This is a genomic window from Enterococcus sp. LJL120, from assembly GCF_054871765.1.
Genome location: NZ_JBTXLV010000001.1, coordinates 377,902 through 395,402, shown reverse-complemented (window position 1 = coordinate 395,402; position 17,501 = coordinate 377,902). Strand labels below are relative to the sequence as shown.

Below are 17,501 nucleotides of genomic sequence, written 5' to 3'. Positions count from 1 at the left end.
CTTCCCCCTTTTTTAAGTTAATTTCAGCCACAGAGCTGGTCGTAAACCACCGCTATTGTCATGAGTCTGGGGATGAATTGTGTTGCTGGAATAGTTAAAGGTGCCATTGCCTTGAATCCCAATGCCCCCGTTGCCCCAAATATAGACGGCTGTTCGTTGATTTTTTCCTGGTGAGCGCAGCCACCACCACCAGATATCGCCTTGATACAACGCAGTCCGCAAAGGATTATTAATATCTTTCCTCTGAAACCAGTACCGCTGCTTTTTCGCCGGCTGATATAACAGCCGGCTGCTGTCGCCAAAATATTTTGCGGCGACTTCTTCAATACTCAGTAGGAAAATTTTATCTAATGTAGCCTCGCCCGCATCCGTTTTGTACCATTCATTCGCCGGATTTTCATTTACTACTGGCAGAATTTTTTGACGTTCGTCTGCTGTGAATGTCGTGAAAAACTCATTATTTAGATACTGGCGAATGTCACTGGTTGCCCAGCTAACCTCACCGGCTTGATGATGATAAGGCCGCTGACCAATTATATCTTTGGTAATTAACAGGGCCCGCTTTGGCTCAACAGCTAAAACCTGCCATTGATACGGACCAAAAGGGATGATTGCACCTATTTCCATTTGTTCCCTCTCTTTCTTTCGCTTTCTTGAAACCAGTTATTAGCAAAAGAATTTCATTAAATTTTATTTTTTTAATTTGATGGGAACATAAATTTCCAATTGTGCATAGCCGAGTTGATCCTGCAGCTCAGAAGAAGTTAAGCTGTGGGACAAATCATAATGCCCCTCGTATTCGTTCAGTTCAAAATTGTCACTCTTAGCAATCCATTGCTTAATGGCACCATAGACCGCTTGTTCATCGTCAATATCGTCTAAAATTGCCGTTGCCGCAGCATATAAGCCGCCGGGAAAATCAATTATTTCATAATCTGTTTTCACCTGAAGCTGGTCTGGAAGTGCGTAAAACCAAATTAATGAGTTGTTGCTGCGCTCAAACATCATAAAATCCCGCATAAACCATTTATCTTGGCGCTGCTTATCTAAGGCGGACCACCAGTTATTGAACTTGGTCAGTTGCCCAGCTGGTCCAAAGGGATTCTCGGCTTCTTTTGCATAGCCTGATGAAACCATTTTACATGCGGGAAATTCAATTATTCGGATTGTTTCCATACTTCACACCTCGTATTATTTTCTTTTAGCTTACCAAGAAAAAGCGCTTGTTTCCAATTAATTTCTGACGGAAAAATTAACTAAAAAGATAGCTAGTTGACTGTCTAACTACTAAAAATAACCGAAACTTTTTTCTCACGATAACGCAAAAGGCCCGACCAAATTTCTTCAGTCGGGCTAGGGGGGATTATTGAGTTTTACTTCAATACTTTTTCGAGCTAACTTTATTTTCAGCTTTAAAAACTTTTTTGTAACTATCTCTGACTAACATATTTATTCCACTAATTTTTTAGAGATAAGCTTTTGACATTATTCATTTGTTTGGAGGATGGCTTACTTTCATAAAAATCTTTCAACCAATGAAATTAAGCTGGATAGGTTTCAACATCAATGATGGCTTTTTTAAACATGTCGCGGGTAATTTCATAGGGTACATGCACGATGTCATTCGTGCTCATCGCCTTATCAAGAATTTTATCCAAGTCACAGGAAATATCTAAGCCCATTTCGGTCATTGAAACCGGCAGTTTATTTTCCTCCATAAAGTGGTACACTCTTTGGAAAAGTGCATCCTGATTGTCCATTTTCAACAAAGCTAAAACGCCGTAGCTGACAGAAGCGCCGTGCAGATAGTTTTCCATTTTCTTCAACACGGTGGTGCCGTAATAGAAGGAATGAGCCATTGCGGAATTGTAATCATTGATGACCAAAACGGATACCAAACCAGTCGTGACGATAATATCAGCGACAACCTGTTCTAAAGCAAAGGAAGAAACGTCTTTAGCATTATCCTGCAAGGCTTGTGTGCCGTAAGTCAGCAAACGATCAGTACACATTTTTCCAATTTGGATTCCCAGTGCATCAGTATAGTCCAGTTGATCGCCGCGGGCCGAGAAGGTCGATTCGATTTCTTTTGAAAGGGCGTCGCCAACACCAGCCCACAAATATTCATCTGGAGCTTGGGCAATAATGGTTGTATCAATAAAAGCATGGGTTGGTGGTTTTGATGGGAAGAATAGGCCCTGCATTTCCCCTTCTTCCGTGTACATAACACACACGGCCGTCACCGGTGAACAATTGGAGCCGATTGTCGGGAAGGTGAAAACTGGTTTGCCTGTTTTTTCACCGACCACCTTGACCGTATCACAAACCCGGCCACCGCCGACAGCGAAGACCACATCAGCAGTCTGAACACTGGGATGATTGACTAATTTTTCAACATTTTCATACGTCGAGTTGCCGCCATACCATAAGGTGTCGATGATTTCGATTTCAGTAGTTATTGATTGTTTAATTTTAGTTTCGGCAGCGGCTAATGCTTTTTTGCCGCCAATCATGACCGCTTTGGTTCCATAGCTTTTGACAACCTCGGTCACTTCCTCGTAAGCACCAGCTCCAAGGGTATAATTAGGTAAAAACACGTTTTGATTTTGACTCATATTCTTTTCCTCCTTCATGTTTAGCAGACAAACTGGCCAAGATTGGTCCAGTGATTTGATGAATGACCATGCCAACGGCCGCTGGAATAACTGCCGTCGGGATAGTGGCAAAATGGGCATTTGCCAATGAGATTGCTAAGCCGGTATTCTTCATACCCAGCTGGAACATAATTGATTTCGCTTGTTTGCTGCTGACACCGAGCAAACGACTCACACCATAACCTGCGCCGTAACCGATGAGATTGTGAAGGGTCACCAGCAGAATCACAATCAGACCAGATTGAACAATAACGGCACCATTATTTGAAACTGTGCCGGCTACGATTAGCAAAATGCTAACTGATGACACTAGGACAAACGTTTTGGTAAAGCGTTCAATATGTTTTTCAATTAATTTATGGACAATGACACCTAAGATGATTGGCACCAGCACCATTTGTAAAACGGAAAGCAGCATTTGCATAAATGAAATATTGGTATAACTTCCAGCCAGCACTAATGTTAGTAGCGGTGTAACGACAGTGGCTAATAAAGTCGAGACAGTCGTTAGTGAAACCGTCAGGGCAACATCCCCTTTGCCAATAAAGGTCATCACGTTACTAGCCGTTCCACCTGAAACTGAACCTAATAGAACAAAACCAATAATCAAACCAGAAGAAAGGCCGAAAAGATTTGCCAAACCAAAGGCAACAAGCGGGCTAATTGTAAATTGAAAAATAATTCCTAAAATAAAGGCTTTCGGCTGAATGACAACCATTTTAAATGCGTCTAAATTCAAGGTCATCCCCATGCAAAACATAATAATACTTAGCAAATTTGTCGTTTGTGCGGGTATCCATAAAAATGGTTGGGGAAAAAAGTACGAGACAATCATCAATAAAATCATAATGTAAATCAAGTATTTATTTACAAAGTTTGCTGTAGCGTTCACGATTTTCATATGGTGTAAATTCCTTTCAATTCAGATTGACGACTTTTTATCAGGAGTCTTTGGAAGCACTCGATTAAAAGTTATCGTGAAAGTTGCAGAGAGTCATTAGTTTATTTTCTGTTACACTCAATCGAGTTTCATAATTGAGTATAAAAAAAACATTCCATCAAAGAAGTTGTCTTCTTTTAGATGCAATGTGAACAGGGACTTTTGAATTTAAAAAATCAAAAAGTCCCTACACTAATAATAAAATAATGACCGCCAAGTTTTTGTTTTTCAGCATAATAACCAACCTCCACAATTTGAATTTTCTGAATATTCTTAACTATTTTTATTAATCTTATTAAATATCTTTTGTTTTGTCAACCTTAAATCTAATCTTTTTTTAATTTGTCTGAATTTTCATTTTTCTATTGCAAAATCATTAGAGAAGGAAATGCGGAAATTGAAGAGGAATTATCAGTTTTTTTTAACTAAAAGTTTAAAATTTTGGGGGATGAATTAATTGAAATTTAAGAGGTGCTGATTGAAAAAACTAAACTATGGAATAAGAAAAAATTTTTCATTTTTTCAATAGCCTTATCTTGAAACAACACAAAATGTATTCTAAAAATACTTTACCTAAAGGAAAACTATAAAATCAGCCAACATACTTCAGCAACAGAAAAACTGCAGATATATCTATGGAAAATCTATACCTGTATCGAACTTTTATTATTGAAGAAAGAAGATCCGAAAGATAGGCGCTCAAGACTTCATCAGTCTAATGGGGTTGCAAAGTGTTTGTTAAATGTTTGACATTGCTAAAACAAACGAACAAAAATTGTCTCCTCAGTGTCTACTTGAAAGCTTTAGCAATAGTGATTCATCGGCCTTCATTTCTTTGATTTTGCTATAGGTTTCGACCATTAAAAATGACGCCCCTATACCTAAGATTAAGCGATAAGTTCCAATTTCTGGCTTTGATAAGCCAGTCGTTGTCGCAAAAATATTAAAAAGCTGGATGGGAATCATATGGAAGAAAAAAATCCCCTGCCCGTATTTTTTCAAATAGCAAAAATTGCTCTTCCCACGATAGCTTAGCAACATCAGGAAAAAGAAAAAACCCAGTGGAATCAATGAGAAGAAAAAGTTGACATCTCGTCCTTGATTTGAAAAAACCAACCAGCCTTCTGCTAAAAAGATTAAAACAGATACACCTAAGCCCAGAAAGTTTAGTTTTGTCTTTTGCATAAGCTTTTTATGGTGCTCTGCCAAGTAAAAGCCGATTAAAATAAAGATTCCCGTAAAAAATACCCCATTACGGGTAGTTAAGAAGATAGCAAAATACTTATCCATCACTGTATTCATAATCGTGCCAGTCAAGTAGGCGGAATAAGTCTCGCTGGCTCCGATTACATATAAGACAACTAAACCAAGAAAAGCCTTTAAATAACCCCACCTGTCGATTATCTTTTTAACCACTATAATCCCTACAAAAATCGCAGGAAAATACCAAAGATGATAAAAAACACCTGTATAAGCTAAGCCAACTAGTGCTGCAATTGGATAAAGAAAGAAGGGAAGCTGCAGATATTCCTGCATAAATTGAATCCCTAATGGCAGATAGATAATTGACCAAATCACGTAAAGTCCAACATTTTTTTTGAACCATTTCTTTTGTCCCCATGATTCTTTTTGCGCATAAAAGAACACATTGTTGATAACAAAAAAAGGCACCGCCAGCCTAGCAACCATATTTTTTAGAAAAAAATGGAGCTCATGATTTGCTGTGACGGTGCCAGAATGTACTAGAACGACAAAAAGCGCAAAAATAAACTGTGCTAAATACAGTAATTGAAAATCTTTATTGTGTTTCATTTAGAACGCCCCCATTTCAGATCCCTGCTGATAAATTAAGTTTACAAGATGGGACGTCTGAGTTCATGGGGCTTAAGTTGCACTGCGGGCTCATTAATTAGTCTGGCTAAACTGATCTGAACAACAGACCTTCAATTTATTTTTGTTATTAGCTATTAATCACTCCATTTTGAAAGAACATCATGGAGATTAACTCACTTTCAAGTCTTTTAAAACTTGAGTAGGATAGTTTAATTCTCTCTATACTATCGGCAAATTTTACTCTTGCACAATTTGCAACAACTCTTACGAAATAGGAAATAGTTGATCCAAGGTCACCAAGACACCATCTTCATCATTTGATGGACAGATGTAATCTGCGACAGCTTTGACATTGGCAGCAGCATTTTCCATGGCGTAGCCTCGACCGCAATAAGCCAACATCTCTAGGTCGTTGCCGCCATCACCAAAGGCGGCACATTCTGCTGGCGTGATTCCCCAGCGCTCAATTAACCTTTCCAGTCCAGATGCTTTATGCAGTCCGGGAATGATTAAGTCGATTGAGCCATGACCGCTGCTAGTGGGTACTAACAAGCCCGCTAATTTTTCCTGAAAGAGTTTCAGATAGTCGTCTGTTTTTTCTACGGGAACAGTCGGGGCAAATTTTAAAATCTGATCGTCAACTTCAGCAAAATTATCCACCCATTTCAAACGATATTGGCTTATATGTTATCAAGCAAGTAAGCAAATTGATGCTCACTGAAATTACCGCTATTTTTGCAGTCTCTTTTGATAGTCTGATTTCATCTGTCTACTTGATTCGTATTCTAAATAAAAAAGATTTTTACTTGCCAAACTCTCCGAATCAAGCCCCCGTTCAAGCATTAGCTCACAATGAAGTAGCGAATTATTAACCCAGAAGTAATTGGTTTTTTCTTCAAAGAGATACAATAACAGCTCCCCTTCCTCCGGGGACTCACTTGGAAATTCCAAATGGCCATAGTCTGTTAGACGCTCTGAAAAATAATCATGACTGGCGTCCGTCGGTTTGATTTTAAAAGCGTGAAAAACTAGCGGTTGAATATACAGCGTAATATCATAGCTGGCATTATATTGCTGCGCCTCTAAAAACGATTTGCTGATTTTCTCTAAAGGAAACTCCACAATTTCAAACCTCATTTTTAGATACTCCAATAGCTGCTGACTGCTCTTCATCTGGCCTGCTTGCACCTGTTCTAACAAATAAGCTAGATGTTTATCAGAAGCGGTTGTCATAAAATCCCTCCATTTATTATTATGTTTGAAAACTCCTCAAACAAATAAACTCTTACATTACTTATACTATCATACTCGCTTCCAACGAAAAAAATTACAGTCATTACAGCTATGAAAAAATATATTTTCGCTGTACCAAGTGAATTGGCTATTTCTATCTTACTTTCATTTTTGGTCAAATCAGTCGTTATTGTTTTCTATCTGAAGAAGTGGTTTAATTGAATTAAGCAATATTTTTAAATGAAAAAGACAATACGGGCCTATTTATTCAGCCCATATAAATGAGGTGAGCAAATGAGAAAACTTGTACCTAATGAAAAACTGGATTTGCTGTATTCACTTGTTTTGTTTTTAATTGGCATTATCCTATTGCTGCTTGTAAAATTTATCTACCCAAGTCTCGGCTTTTTCAGTTTTTTCATTTTGATTAATCTGAGCTGCCTGCCATCAGCTTTTCGTCGCAAACGTCAAATTAAAAATATCCAGCAACTGGCAACCAGGCTTGATTTATCATTAGCCGATATTCGCAGCATGGTCAATCTCCAGCGTTATGATTTAACTGATTGGAGTTTCAATGGCTCCTTTGTCTCTGTTCGCAAAATCTATCGCTTAGAATATTTGTTGGAAAAAGAATATCTTTTGACCTTCGGCACAGAATTTGTCTATCAAAAACCAAACCGAAAAATCTCCCAGAAAACTGCGTAATGCAACAGCCAGTTCCGTATTTTTTACGGAACTGGCTGTTTTATTCGGTGTTGAGATAATTTTGGAAAGTGGTGTAGCTGAGTTTAGCTTAGTAATGACGTAATTAGCAGATTGATTAGTTCCTCCGATAATCTGAAGCTAAAAAGCTAGCTCTCAGAAAATTACTTTGACGGAACAAGTTTCTGTCTATGGCAATAGCCATTATTTGCATGCTATTTCTCTTTCCTGCTGCACTATAAATTTGGTCGCAACCTTAAGATGCAGTCTTTCTATTGAATTTACATGCTAGTCTCTCAGCAGGTAAAATTGAACGCGTTTTAAATGAATGGAATTTAGAATTTATCTACTATTTTTTCATTTATTGAACATGAAAAAGTCTGTTTGCTAGAACAAGCTGATAGTGAAAAATTTGATTGTCTTTCTGAGTAGATAAAATCTGTCTTTAATCCACTCAGAAAAATTAGGTGAAATATTGTAAGAAAATAAAGTTCCCGTAACTATTCTAAGATCCAATTAATCTCATCACTGATCCAATCACCTTTTTTCTTAATCGGTTCAAAAGGAATCCAAGATGATTTCATAAATATTTTTTCTGGTTGCCACGCTCCATTAACAAGTTCTTTGCTCCTCAAAAAAGCGATAGCATCTTCACAGTGAGAATTATGCAACAAGCCTTCTTCTTTTAGTAAACTTAATATCTCAATAATATTTGTTCGATAAGGATAAGGATAGAACAACGTTATCAAGTCATTATACAAGTAATTTTCAGAGTCGTCATGAAAGATAACCCTATGTTTCAAAATATAATCTAACCCTTGAGAAATCTTTTTGTCTATTAATGCAGTTGAACCAACTTTCAGGCAATATTCAGAAAGTGCTTTGACTGATTTTACTAATCCGTCATAACAAGGCGTGTTACCCACACAACCAAATCATTGAAATAAATCAACCCCTTGCCATGTAGTGACTTTACCTTTTTCAAATGGCAAATAATTTATTATCCAATCGATCCCTTTTTTAGCCCACTCGTGTTTATTTGCACGCGTAAAAATTAATGTACAAATAGCTTGATGACAAGCAAGAATACCCTTGGAATCTCCCGTTAGAGAGTAGCCATCTGCTGTTGCTGTGTATTGATATAGCGTTTCAAGTAATAGTTGTACCTCGGGCAATCGTTCAAAGTAAGGAATCTCTGAAAGCTCGGCTAACAAAAACTCAATTTTTCGTATACCTGTAAACGTATCTGTTCTAAATTTTGCTGATAGAATTTCTTGAATCAATTTTGAGTTAGCTAATAACGCAAAGATTTCCTGATCGTCTAATTTTTTGTCGGAAGAATCTCGAACAATTTTTTTTAATATGAGTGCAGAATCAAGAGTTTTATTTTCCATTGGCCATTTTTTTCCCTTTTAAAAAGTTTGTTTTCTTTATCCATTATTGTAGCAAAGTAAAATTACCTGTTCCAGTAAACTTGAAAAGTAAAAATTAACCAAACTTAGCTTCTGAGTCTACTAAACCCTGAGTTTAACCACTCAAAAAATCAACCAATTTCAGGAATTACAATTTAATAAAATTGCATTGAGGAAATAGAAGGTAAAGATATGTCACAATTAAAAACCCTTCAAATGTTGAGTTGACCAGCTGATCTATAAAAATGAAAGAAAAGGTGACAGATTTTATGCCTATTCTGGAACATATTAAGTCGTAGACTCGATAAAAATTTTAACTAACTATCTTCATTCAATTTTATATGCAAAGTCTTCGGTGGGATAAGTAAAATTAATAGATTTCTCAATAGGCATAAAATTTAGTTTCAACAATCTTTTTCTGCGGCCAATGTCTAACTTATCTTTTTCGCGAAAACTAGTTGTACTGAGAAAATTACTTGAAAAAATAAAATTTTCTTTAGCAAAATCCAAAAGAAACTTCTCAATCTCCCATCCCCAAAGAGTGGGCAAACTATCTAGTACCTCAACTGAGTTGGCTTTCAAATGGACTACCATAATCCCCACTACTGTATTTTCAAGCCAAGCAACAATAATCTCACCTCTGTCAATTTTTCTTGTAATTACTTTTCTAAATTCCTCCAGCAATAAATAAGGATAGCCATCCTTGATTTGGCTCATGAAGCCAAGAACCGAGTCCAAATGTGTTTTCTGGGGAACTTCAAGGAGCAAGTCCTGCGTTTTGCAGGAGGCAAAATTGTTCAATTGGAAACTATCTAAAATTTCAAAAGGTCTTTGTTTTTCCCTGAACTTTCTTGGTGTGGTTTTAAAAATTTCAGTAAAAGCCTTAGTAAAAGTTCGCTGTTCTTGATAACCATATTTGAGAGAAATATCAATAATTTTATCATCTGTGGCAATCAGATGTTTGCCAGCCTCACTTAAACGTCTCTTTTTCACATAATCGTAAGTAGCAAAGCCAGTCATTTCCTTAAACTCCCGTGCTAAGTAGTATTTCGAATAACAGATTTCTCCAGCAACCTGATCTAAGGACAATTCTTCAAAAAGATTTGCTTCGATAAAGGAAATAGCTGCTGAAATTACCTGATTTTTATTCATCACCCTATCTCCTCCTTATAAGATACAATTCATGCAGTGCTCTGGTGGCAATAACAAATAATTGGTGTTTTCCCAATTCTCCAGAATAATTTTCATCACCTGCATTTACAACAATCACGCTATCAAATTCTAGCCCTTTTGCGAGAATCATAGGGCAAATAATCGTTTTCTCTTCTGTAAAATCATTTGTATCTTCAGTTAGAACCGGAACAGTCACATTTTTACGTTTTAAGTTTTCTTGCAAAAGATAACCTTCCTGTATTGTCTTTGTAATCAACGCTTTTTTTGATGATTTTTGAATCAATTCTAAGATAACTGCTAGTTCATCCTTTTCCGTTGCAACCTCAACTTCAACCGGTTGCTGACCATGTCTCAAGACTGGCTCAATTGTTCGATCACCAATCAATTTCTTGGCATAAGACATGATTTCAAAAGTAGAACGGTAGCTTCTATTTAGTTGTACTATTGGACAATCTCCTAGCAACTGGCTCAGATTTTCTAAGGTTAGTTTAGGAACTGGCGTTAAAATTTGATTTTGATCTCCAATTAATAAAGTAGGACAAGGAATTATCTGGCGAATAAATGAGAGCTGCAACCACGAATAATCCTGCATTTCATCTATAACAAGGTATTTAACCTCCGAATAAGTTGGAGTTCCTTGATAGAAATTATAAAAGTAGCCCAGAGCAAACAAATCAGAAAAGCTATAAGTTCTCACCTTTTTGAAACCTTTGCTTTTCAAAAAAGCCTGATAAAGCTGCTCTGGAGACTTCACAGTTAGCATCTCTTTTAATATTTTCCTCAATTTGCCAGCAGTTGGTTTTTTTGGGGGTTGAAAGGGACGCTTTCGCAAATCTTCCAAAATATCTTCTGCAATCAAACGGATTCGTTCTAAGATTGATTGCTTTTTGTATGCATGATAGCGCTGTAAAAAGAAGTTCTCATCATAGTGATAGTCACCAATTGTTATAGTTTTAGGAGAGACTATTGATTTTTCAAGGAAGGCTATGTACATTTGGATATCCTGCACAACTTCTTTGCTATTTAAGTAAGTGATTCGTAAATCGTTGCTGCTCATCAAAGATTCAGCCTCTGACATTCTTGTTTCAAAGTTTAACATATTTATCTCTTTTTGAATAAATTCATCTATTGTTAATTCTTTAACCGGGCTTTCTCCAAGCTCCGGTAACACTTGAGAAATAAAATTACTGTATACATGGTTTGGCGAAAGAATCAGAATATTTTCGGGTCTTAATCTTTCTCGAAAATGGTAAAGTAAAAAAGCAATCTTATGCAGAGCAATGGAAGTTTTCCCTGAACCAGCTGCCCCCTGAACAATTTGGTTTCTAATTTTTTTATCCCTAATAATCAGACTCTGCTCTTTTTGAATGGTCCCAATGATAGTGGACATCTTTCCACCAGTTTGATTAGCTAGTTCATTTTGCAGCGTTTGATCGAAGATGGTCATCTCAACTTCTAGAGCATATTCGAGACACCCTTTAAAAAATTTAATTTGTCGTTTTTTGCTAATATTTCCTTTTAATAAACCATTGGGTGTTTTAAAAGACGCTTTTCCTATGTCAAAGTCAAAAAAAATGCTAGCAATTGGCGCACGCCAATCATAGATTACAATTTCATTTTGACTATTCGTAAAAGATTGCGCCCCAATATAGATGATTTCAGCCTGTTGCTCTCCTGAAAAAATAAAATCTACTCTGGCAAAGTAAGGATTTTGTACAATTTTTTTCAACTTATTTAGTTGCTTGAAATTTATTTCCTCTGAGGTCTGTTGCTGAGCTAAAATTCTCTGATTAGTAAACCTTTCATGCGGATCAAGCTCCCCTTTATAATCTACCAAATATTGTTGAAACTTTTTTACTCCTTCATTTGTCACAATGTGTTGCTGGGTAATCACTGATTCCATTTCCCCAATTTCTTGTGATATCTTCAGCCAATTCTTTCTCTCTTCCAGAGTAATCTGATCCACAGCACTCATCCTCCTTCTGATAATATTTTTTTGAATACTAAATTTTATCAGAAGTCTATTTAAAAAATTGCATCAATCTTGCTAAAATATACTGCCAAATCTTCATACTAGCATAAAACTAAATTAGTATGTACGGAAACAATGCACTACCACTTTTCTTGTACTTATGGACAATCGATTTCAAAAAAAGAAGTGATATCAATAAAGTCTTTTAAATCTCTGAAATCTGCTATTAGTCCACTAAACCCTAAATTAACCGACCCATACTTTAAAAAAAAGCCCACTAAAACATTGGTTTTAGCGAGCTGTTTATTGTATATAGATTAATTTGTTTTCTCTGCTGAAATACCAAATTGCATCCCACCAGGAACACTAATATTAGTTATAAAATTCTTTTATAAACTCTACTAGTGCCTGCTTATCTTTAATGGTCAACGAATAAATTTTCTTGAGATCAACTAAACTTGAATCCATCACGCTGACTCACCTATATTAATCCATGACAGCTTAGCTAGTCCCGCTTGAGGCCAATCTTGAATTGGATAATACTGTTTCTTTAGTTTTTCAGACTTATTATCATACTTAGTAGTTTTTTTGAAAATATGAAGTATGGCATTGTCTTGTCTGATTAATAATATAGGGCGAATCTTTCCTTTGCCTGAGCTATCTGAATCAGGAACAAAAGCTATTAAAACATCGTTGCTCTTCATTTTTATTTAACCAATCCATGAATTCATCTGCCGTGGTTAATTGTTTTAATAGAAGATAAATACTGGAAATTTCCCACTGCTTGGAAAATTGAAAATAAAATGCTGGCAAAGCTTTTGTGATTCCAAATTATAATTAGACTCAATGACTTAATTATGGAGTCTCCTAAACCCTAAACTAGTAGAGTGCTTAGTTCGCCATTACACTATTCATCAAAAAAATAAACTCCCGCCAAGTTCATCGTTAGGCGGGAGTTTATTGCTCTTTTAAAGCTATCACTAGCAAAATACAAAATGCTTATTATTAATCCTAAAAAGTTTTTCCCAGTGTTTCCTTAATCCTGTAAAAAATCCTCTTTCGTCTACCATGAAAGTTAGTATTTGTGATTGTAGTAAACTCTTACTGCTGTATATAAAATCAAAAGACCAATTAGAACTACAGCTACTGTGTATAAAACTACTTCGCTAAAAAAGCCTGCAACTAATCCAGTGATAGCTAATAGTATCATAAAAATATTAAGGGTAGTTTGGCATGATTTTAGGACAATAATTTCATTCCGTTCATCCTTTTCTTTAACTTGTATTTTTCTCAACATTTCGGGTTTCTTAAGAACGGAGTTATATTTAAGAATAGTGCGGATTGAAGAAATTTCGCCACCAATAAAAAGACCGATTAAGATAGACTTCTCTAGATTATCTATAAACTTCAAGCTACCATAAATCATTAGATTTGCAACAATTACCCCGATAACGATTAGGGCAACTCCAATTGCTTTTGCAAGTTGAATTTGAATCCTTTTTCTAAGCTCCAATTCATATGATGACATAATTTTTCTCCCTCCATTTTTGCTTTACAACTTAAATTATACTATATAAAAAGAATGCTAGAGTATCTTTATCCTATTAGGCAGTAAGAATCAGCCTATCCCAAGTTGCTCACCATGAAAAACCTGGTTCTAGCCATATTCTTTAAGTGTTGCTTTTAACTATATGATGCGTTAACTTATGGTTTTCTGATTTCCCTTCAGCATTAGCTAATATTTATGAATCAGTTTGTCTTTCGAATGTATTACAGGATAGCCCAAAAAACACTAAAAATTTTTTCTAGTGCTTTTTAGGATAGAGTTACTGAAAATTGATTAACCATCTTCAGTTAGGGTAATAAAAGGTAAGGGAAATTAATCACCTTGCGTTTTGCATTTCCTGTTTCGAAGATTAGACAAAACCTCCATTATCCAACCAGATAGCTCTTCATAATTTCAAATCGCTAAGAAAATTAGTCCAGATACGTTGATAAGCCGGCGGTCATTTCTTCTTAAGAGAGGTCAAATCTTTAAGTGCGCTATGAACGTTAGCACTTAGTCTGCTTCCTGTCTCTCAGGCCGCATCAGCGGAAATAAAACAGTGTCTCTTAAATTGCCTGTTCCCGTAATCACTTGAAGCAAGCGGTCAATCCCCATTCGCCAGCCAGAGATTGGCGGCATCCCGTGGCGCATTGCTGTGATATATTCTTGATCCATCACCATCGCTTCTTGGTCGCCGGTGGCATTTAATCTTGCTTGTTCAGTCAGTCTTTTTTCTTGCTCAATTGGGTCGACTAATTCAGAATAGCCATTGATTATTTCAGCACCATTGATTAATAGCTGAAAGCGGTCTGTAATCTGTGGGTTTTCGTCATTTGCCCGAGCTAAAGGTGATAGCTCAAGGGGATGCTCTGTCAAAAATGTCGGCTGAATGATGTGAGGCCGACTCACGCGTTTGTAAAGCAAGTCAATCAGATTTCCTTTTCCCATCTGTTCCACATTTTCCGTTGTATTCAGGTCAATTCCTTTTCGCCTGATTTCTGCCAATAAATCTTGTGACGTTGCAAACTGATTGATGTCAATCCCGCAATCCTTCAATAATAGCTCACGAAAAGTCACAACTGGCCATTCACCATCAAAGGCAATTGTTGTGCCGTTGATAGAAATTTTTGCTTCGCCAAACACTTCGGTCACAACAGCAGTTAGCATTTCCTGCAGGAATTTCATATTATCTTGATAATTATAGTAAGCGCAATAGGCCTCCAACATGGTAAAATCCTGGAGATGAGTAGCATCCATGCCTTCATTTCGAAAACAGCGGGCAAATTCAAATACTTTGGTAAAACCACCAACCACAGCTCTTTTTAAATAAGTTTCCGGAGCAATTCGCAAAAAAACATCAATATCTAAGGCGTTGTGATGGGAGGTAAATGGTTGAGCTAGCGCCCCTGAAGGCTTATTAATTAAGACTGGTGTTTCAATTTCAATGTATTCTTTGTTATCCAAATAATCCCGAATTGCTTTGATGATTTTCGAACGTAGTAAAAATCCTTCTCTGGCTTCTTGATTCATAATCAAATCAAGATATCTTTGTCGATAAATCGCTTCAATATTTTGCAGCCCATGAAATTTCGCCGGTAAAGGCAGCAAGCTCTTTCCTAAAAAAGTGTATTCACTTACACGTAAGGTTTTTTCCCCGGTTTTTGTGGTAAAAATTGATCCTGCTAATCCAATAAAATCTCCAGTGTCTATTACAGCATGGAAATAATTATAGCTTTCTTCGCCAACTTCATCTTTTTTAATTGCGGCCTGCGCTTCACCGTGAATATCGGCAATCTGGAAAAAGGTTAGCTTTCCCATCTTTCGAATAGCGACCACTCTGCCAGCAATTTTCACGTTGGTGGTTCCATCAGCAAGAGAAGCCAACTGGCAAATTTCCTCATTGACTTCATATCTATCTGGAACAGGCTTTTTCAAGCCCTTCACCTTTGCAATTCTGACTTCTTCTAATGATAAATTTACCATGTTGACGCCTCCTTAGATTAAAATAAAAAAGCCTCCATCCTTAAAAGGACGAAAGCTTTAGTTTCGTGTTACCATCTTTTTTCATTTATACCTCACAGTATAAATCTCCACAAGTACAGGCATATTGCCGATACTCTGATGCGATAATAGGCATTCCCATTGCAGCCTCAATACTCAAACAGTATAATCGGTGCACCGCTCCGAGTCTTTTCAGTTAGCTCATTTTGTGCCTTCTTTCAGCAAGCAAAGGCTCTCTGCAACAAAATTTTCGGCAAACATGTTCTCTTCATAGCGTTTATTTTCTTTTGACCATATTCCCACGATGCCTAACAATTGTCAAGCTGAACTTGATTTAAAAAGAAGCAAGTTGCAAATTCGTTTTTACTTTATAGAATTAATGGAGGTTTATAAACCTTAAATCAGCATTGGAGAAATTCAATTGTCTGTTCTGCAAATTTTACCTTTAAAGTGCTAACTCAATTGAGCTAACAAATTTTTTGCCAGTTGCATTCGATTGTTAGCCATTCAGATGAAAATCAGCAACCATTGTTATCTTCCTACAGTCTATAAATAATAAAAATTATTATCCAAGTTTATATCCTTATAAGTGAGGTTCTCTATTGTTGCATCTAAGCTCTTCGCTGTAAAACAAAGGCCCTCAGCACTCTGAACGACCAGTGTTCTGCTTGATAAATCATAACCGGACCAATAGCGCGTATAATCAGATATGGCATCCGTCTCCTTCTGTTTGCCAATTCCTCTTGGAATAATAAACGGGCGAAAAATGGCATAAAGCGTCGTGAGTCCCTTGGTAGAATCAAAAGAATCAATCATATTTGAAAAATAAAAGCTGCGAATAAATCGTGAAGGTGATGTGTAATCGCCGGGCATTCCTAAAAGACCGAAGCCCGTACCATTTTCAATGGGATTCAAAGTCACATCATTTTTGTAATTTTTCTTTGCCACGTTGATATTTTCCAAACCAATATAATTACGAATATTCGTTTTATGGTAATCATATTCAGGGCTATTTGTCATCACACCGATATAGTCATACAGTTTGAACTGCCCATTTAACACGGGTTCTAAAACAATCCCATCACCGGATTCATCCACAAAAGAGTAATGTAACGGATATTGCAGCTCAATCCCATTAAAATTATAAGACTGATTAACCAATGTATAATTAGAATAAGCTTTTCTTATTTCTGCAACCGAGCCGAAATTAGTTAAGATATAAGTTACAAATTCTTCTGCTAGAACCGGAATATTGCCGCTCTCTAAAATCTTGTCTTTTTCACATCTGGTAGCTTCAATTAACACTTGGGTATCCCCAACGAGACCGCATTCATTAATACCGTCATATAAAATTGTCGTATTATTGGTGCCAATTCCTAAAACCGAATACTTACTAACCCAATTTTCCAATTGACTGGCTATCTCGTAGTTTTTAGGAAAAGCAACAACCTTCACATCCCCATTTAACCCAGGGTCCTCACCAAACATCGCTGCATTTAAATCCATCGTTCTTCCAAAGAAGATTTTTCCATCTTCGGCAGTAAGTTTTATACCTGTACACATAATAATCCCTCCATAATTGTGCATTCTTTTTGTTTATTATACTCCATCATTAGTTAAATTATAAAACCATATATTGAAACCAGACTAGCTTTTATATGAGCCGACATTATTTATCGAGCAGAAATCTAATACAAAAATGACAATTATTATTAGGTGATTTATATTGAAGGAGCCCATCAGCGGGGACTGCCGGGTTAGGATGCTAGTTCTTCAACTTTCAGCAACGCTTTAATAATGTTTCCGCCTCACTCTTAGTTGAACTGTATGTGGCCCGTTGTATCTGAGAAAAAATCCTTTTTTTCTGAAGACAAAAAGCGAGCCCATCGGCGGGGACCGATGGGCTAGGATGCTAGTTCAACTTTCATCAATAATAAAACTATTTGCAACCTCACTCCTAGTTGAACTATATACGATTCGATGCTTTTCAGAAAAGGTCCCCTTTTCTGAAGACAAAAAGGAACCCGTCAGCGGG

At 36.6% G+C, this 17,501-nt stretch carries 15 protein-coding genes and 1 pseudogene; 1 reads left to right on the top strand and 15 read right to left on the bottom strand.

Going from position 1 to position 17,501, the window contains the following annotated elements:
- Positions 1 to 12: 12 nt before the first annotated feature.
- From ACYSNU_RS01990 to ACYSNU_RS01960, 7 genes and pseudogenes are all read right to left on the bottom strand, one after another.
- On the bottom strand, positions 13 to 627 hold the full coding sequence (locus ACYSNU_RS01990) for a DUF6273 domain-containing protein (protein ID WP_461735547.1): 615 nt from the start codon (positions 625 to 627) through the stop codon (positions 13 to 15).
- Between the two features lie 63 nt (positions 628 to 690).
- Positions 691 to 1,176 carry an effector binding domain-containing protein gene (locus ACYSNU_RS01985; protein ID WP_461735546.1) on the bottom strand — a complete coding sequence of 162 codons (486 nt, stop codon included), beginning with the start codon at positions 1,174 to 1,176 and terminating at the stop codon, positions 691 to 693.
- 365 nt (positions 1,177 to 1,541) lie between these two features.
- Entirely contained in the window at positions 1,542 to 2,615 is a 1,074-nt protein-coding gene (locus ACYSNU_RS01980) for an iron-containing alcohol dehydrogenase family protein (protein WP_461735545.1), read from the bottom strand.
- Positions 2,584 to 3,555 carry a bile acid:sodium symporter family protein gene (locus tag ACYSNU_RS01975; protein WP_265455484.1) on the bottom strand — a complete coding sequence of 324 codons (972 nt, stop codon included), beginning with the start codon at positions 3,553 to 3,555 and terminating at the stop codon, positions 2,584 to 2,586. The genes ACYSNU_RS01980 and ACYSNU_RS01975 overlap by 32 nt, the downstream gene beginning before the upstream one ends.
- Before the next feature lie 822 nt (positions 3,556 to 4,377).
- Positions 4,378 to 5,406: an acyltransferase family protein gene (locus ACYSNU_RS01970; protein ID WP_461735544.1), complete on the bottom strand. Its 1,029-nt coding sequence runs from the start codon at positions 5,404 to 5,406 to the stop codon at positions 4,378 to 4,380.
- Positions 5,407 to 5,691: 285 nt separating this feature from the next.
- Positions 5,692 to 6,102, bottom strand: a pseudogene (locus ACYSNU_RS01965) (HAD hydrolase family protein); the annotation flags it as partial.
- 54 nt (positions 6,103 to 6,156) lie between these two features.
- The gene (locus tag ACYSNU_RS01960) at positions 6,157 to 6,660 is read right to left on the bottom strand and encodes a hypothetical protein (protein WP_461735543.1); all 504 of its coding nucleotides are present in this window, start codon (positions 6,658 to 6,660) and stop codon (positions 6,157 to 6,159) included.
- Between the two features lie 294 nt (positions 6,661 to 6,954).
- Here ACYSNU_RS01960 and ACYSNU_RS01955 point away from each other — a divergent pair, with 294 nt between their 5' ends.
- The gene (locus ACYSNU_RS01955; protein WP_461735542.1) at positions 6,955 to 7,365 is read left to right on the top strand and encodes a hypothetical protein; all 411 of its coding nucleotides are present in this window, start codon (positions 6,955 to 6,957) and stop codon (positions 7,363 to 7,365) included.
- A 497-nt stretch (positions 7,366 to 7,862) separates the two neighbouring features.
- On the opposite strand, the gene ACYSNU_RS01950 is transcribed toward ACYSNU_RS01955, so the two are convergent.
- From ACYSNU_RS01950 to ACYSNU_RS01915, 8 genes are all read right to left on the bottom strand, one after another.
- Positions 7,863 to 8,288, bottom strand: coding sequence for a hypothetical protein (locus ACYSNU_RS01950; protein ID WP_461735541.1), 426 nt, complete (start codon positions 8,286 to 8,288; stop codon positions 7,863 to 7,865).
- A gap of 9 nt (positions 8,289 to 8,297) precedes the next feature.
- Positions 8,298 to 8,756, bottom strand: coding sequence for a hypothetical protein (locus tag ACYSNU_RS01945; protein ID WP_461735540.1), 459 nt, complete (start codon positions 8,754 to 8,756; stop codon positions 8,298 to 8,300).
- A 345-nt stretch (positions 8,757 to 9,101) separates the two neighbouring features.
- Positions 9,102 to 9,926: a helix-turn-helix domain-containing protein gene (locus ACYSNU_RS01940; protein ID WP_461735539.1), complete on the bottom strand. Its 825-nt coding sequence runs from the start codon at positions 9,924 to 9,926 to the stop codon at positions 9,102 to 9,104.
- Positions 9,927 to 9,930: 4 nt separating this feature from the next.
- On the bottom strand, positions 9,931 to 11,913 hold the full coding sequence (locus ACYSNU_RS01935) for a HelD family protein (protein ID WP_461735538.1): 1,983 nt from the start codon (positions 11,911 to 11,913) through the stop codon (positions 9,931 to 9,933).
- Positions 11,914 to 12,386: 473 nt separating this feature from the next.
- Complete coding sequence (locus ACYSNU_RS01930) at positions 12,387 to 12,623, bottom strand: hypothetical protein (protein ID WP_461735537.1); 237 nt, start codon at positions 12,621 to 12,623, stop codon at positions 12,387 to 12,389.
- A gap of 371 nt (positions 12,624 to 12,994) precedes the next feature.
- Entirely contained in the window at positions 12,995 to 13,447 is a 453-nt protein-coding gene (locus tag ACYSNU_RS01925; protein WP_461735536.1) for a hypothetical protein, read from the bottom strand.
- A 531-nt stretch (positions 13,448 to 13,978) separates the two neighbouring features.
- Entirely contained in the window at positions 13,979 to 15,448 is a 1,470-nt protein-coding gene (lysS, locus tag ACYSNU_RS01920) for a lysine--tRNA ligase (RefSeq protein ID WP_461735535.1), read from the bottom strand.
- 564 nt (positions 15,449 to 16,012) lie between these two features.
- Positions 16,013 to 17,029, bottom strand: coding sequence for a linear amide C-N hydrolase (locus ACYSNU_RS01915; protein WP_461735534.1), 1,017 nt, complete (start codon positions 17,027 to 17,029; stop codon positions 16,013 to 16,015).
- Between the last annotated feature and the right edge of the window lie 472 nt (positions 17,030 to 17,501).

Coding starts and splice junctions, on each gene's coding strand:
- lysS (WP_461735535.1), bottom strand. CDS start 15,448: ATGGTAAATTTATCATTAGAAGAAGTCAGAATTGCAAAGGTGAAGGGC.
- ACYSNU_RS01980 (WP_461735545.1), bottom strand. CDS start 2,615: ATGAGTCAAAATCAAAACGTGTTTTTACCTAATTATACCCTTGGAGCT.
- ACYSNU_RS01970 (WP_461735544.1), bottom strand. CDS start 5,406: ATGAAACACAATAAAGATTTTCAATTACTGTATTTAGCACAGTTTATT.
- ACYSNU_RS01960 (WP_461735543.1), bottom strand. CDS start 6,660: ATGACAACCGCTTCTGATAAACATCTAGCTTATTTGTTAGAACAGGTG.
- ACYSNU_RS01975 (WP_265455484.1), bottom strand. CDS start 3,555: ATGAAAATCGTGAACGCTACAGCAAACTTTGTAAATAAATACTTGATT.
- ACYSNU_RS01955 (WP_461735542.1), top strand. CDS start 6,955: ATGAGAAAACTTGTACCTAATGAAAAACTGGATTTGCTGTATTCACTT.
- ACYSNU_RS01985 (WP_461735546.1), bottom strand. CDS start 1,176: ATGGAAACAATCCGAATAATTGAATTTCCCGCATGTAAAATGGTTTCA.
- ACYSNU_RS01930 (WP_461735537.1), bottom strand. CDS start 12,623: ATGAAGAGCAACGATGTTTTAATAGCTTTTGTTCCTGATTCAGATAGC.
- ACYSNU_RS01915 (WP_461735534.1), bottom strand. CDS start 17,029: ATGTGTACAGGTATAAAACTTACTGCCGAAGATGGAAAAATCTTCTTT.
- ACYSNU_RS01925 (WP_461735536.1), bottom strand. CDS start 13,447: ATGTCATCATATGAATTGGAGCTTAGAAAAAGGATTCAAATTCAACTT.
- ACYSNU_RS01945 (WP_461735540.1), bottom strand. CDS start 8,756: ATGGAAAATAAAACTCTTGATTCTGCACTCATATTAAAAAAAATTGTT.
- ACYSNU_RS01990 (WP_461735547.1), bottom strand. CDS start 627: ATGGAAATAGGTGCAATCATCCCTTTTGGTCCGTATCAATGGCAGGTT.
- ACYSNU_RS01940 (WP_461735539.1), bottom strand. CDS start 9,926: ATGAATAAAAATCAGGTAATTTCAGCAGCTATTTCCTTTATCGAAGCA.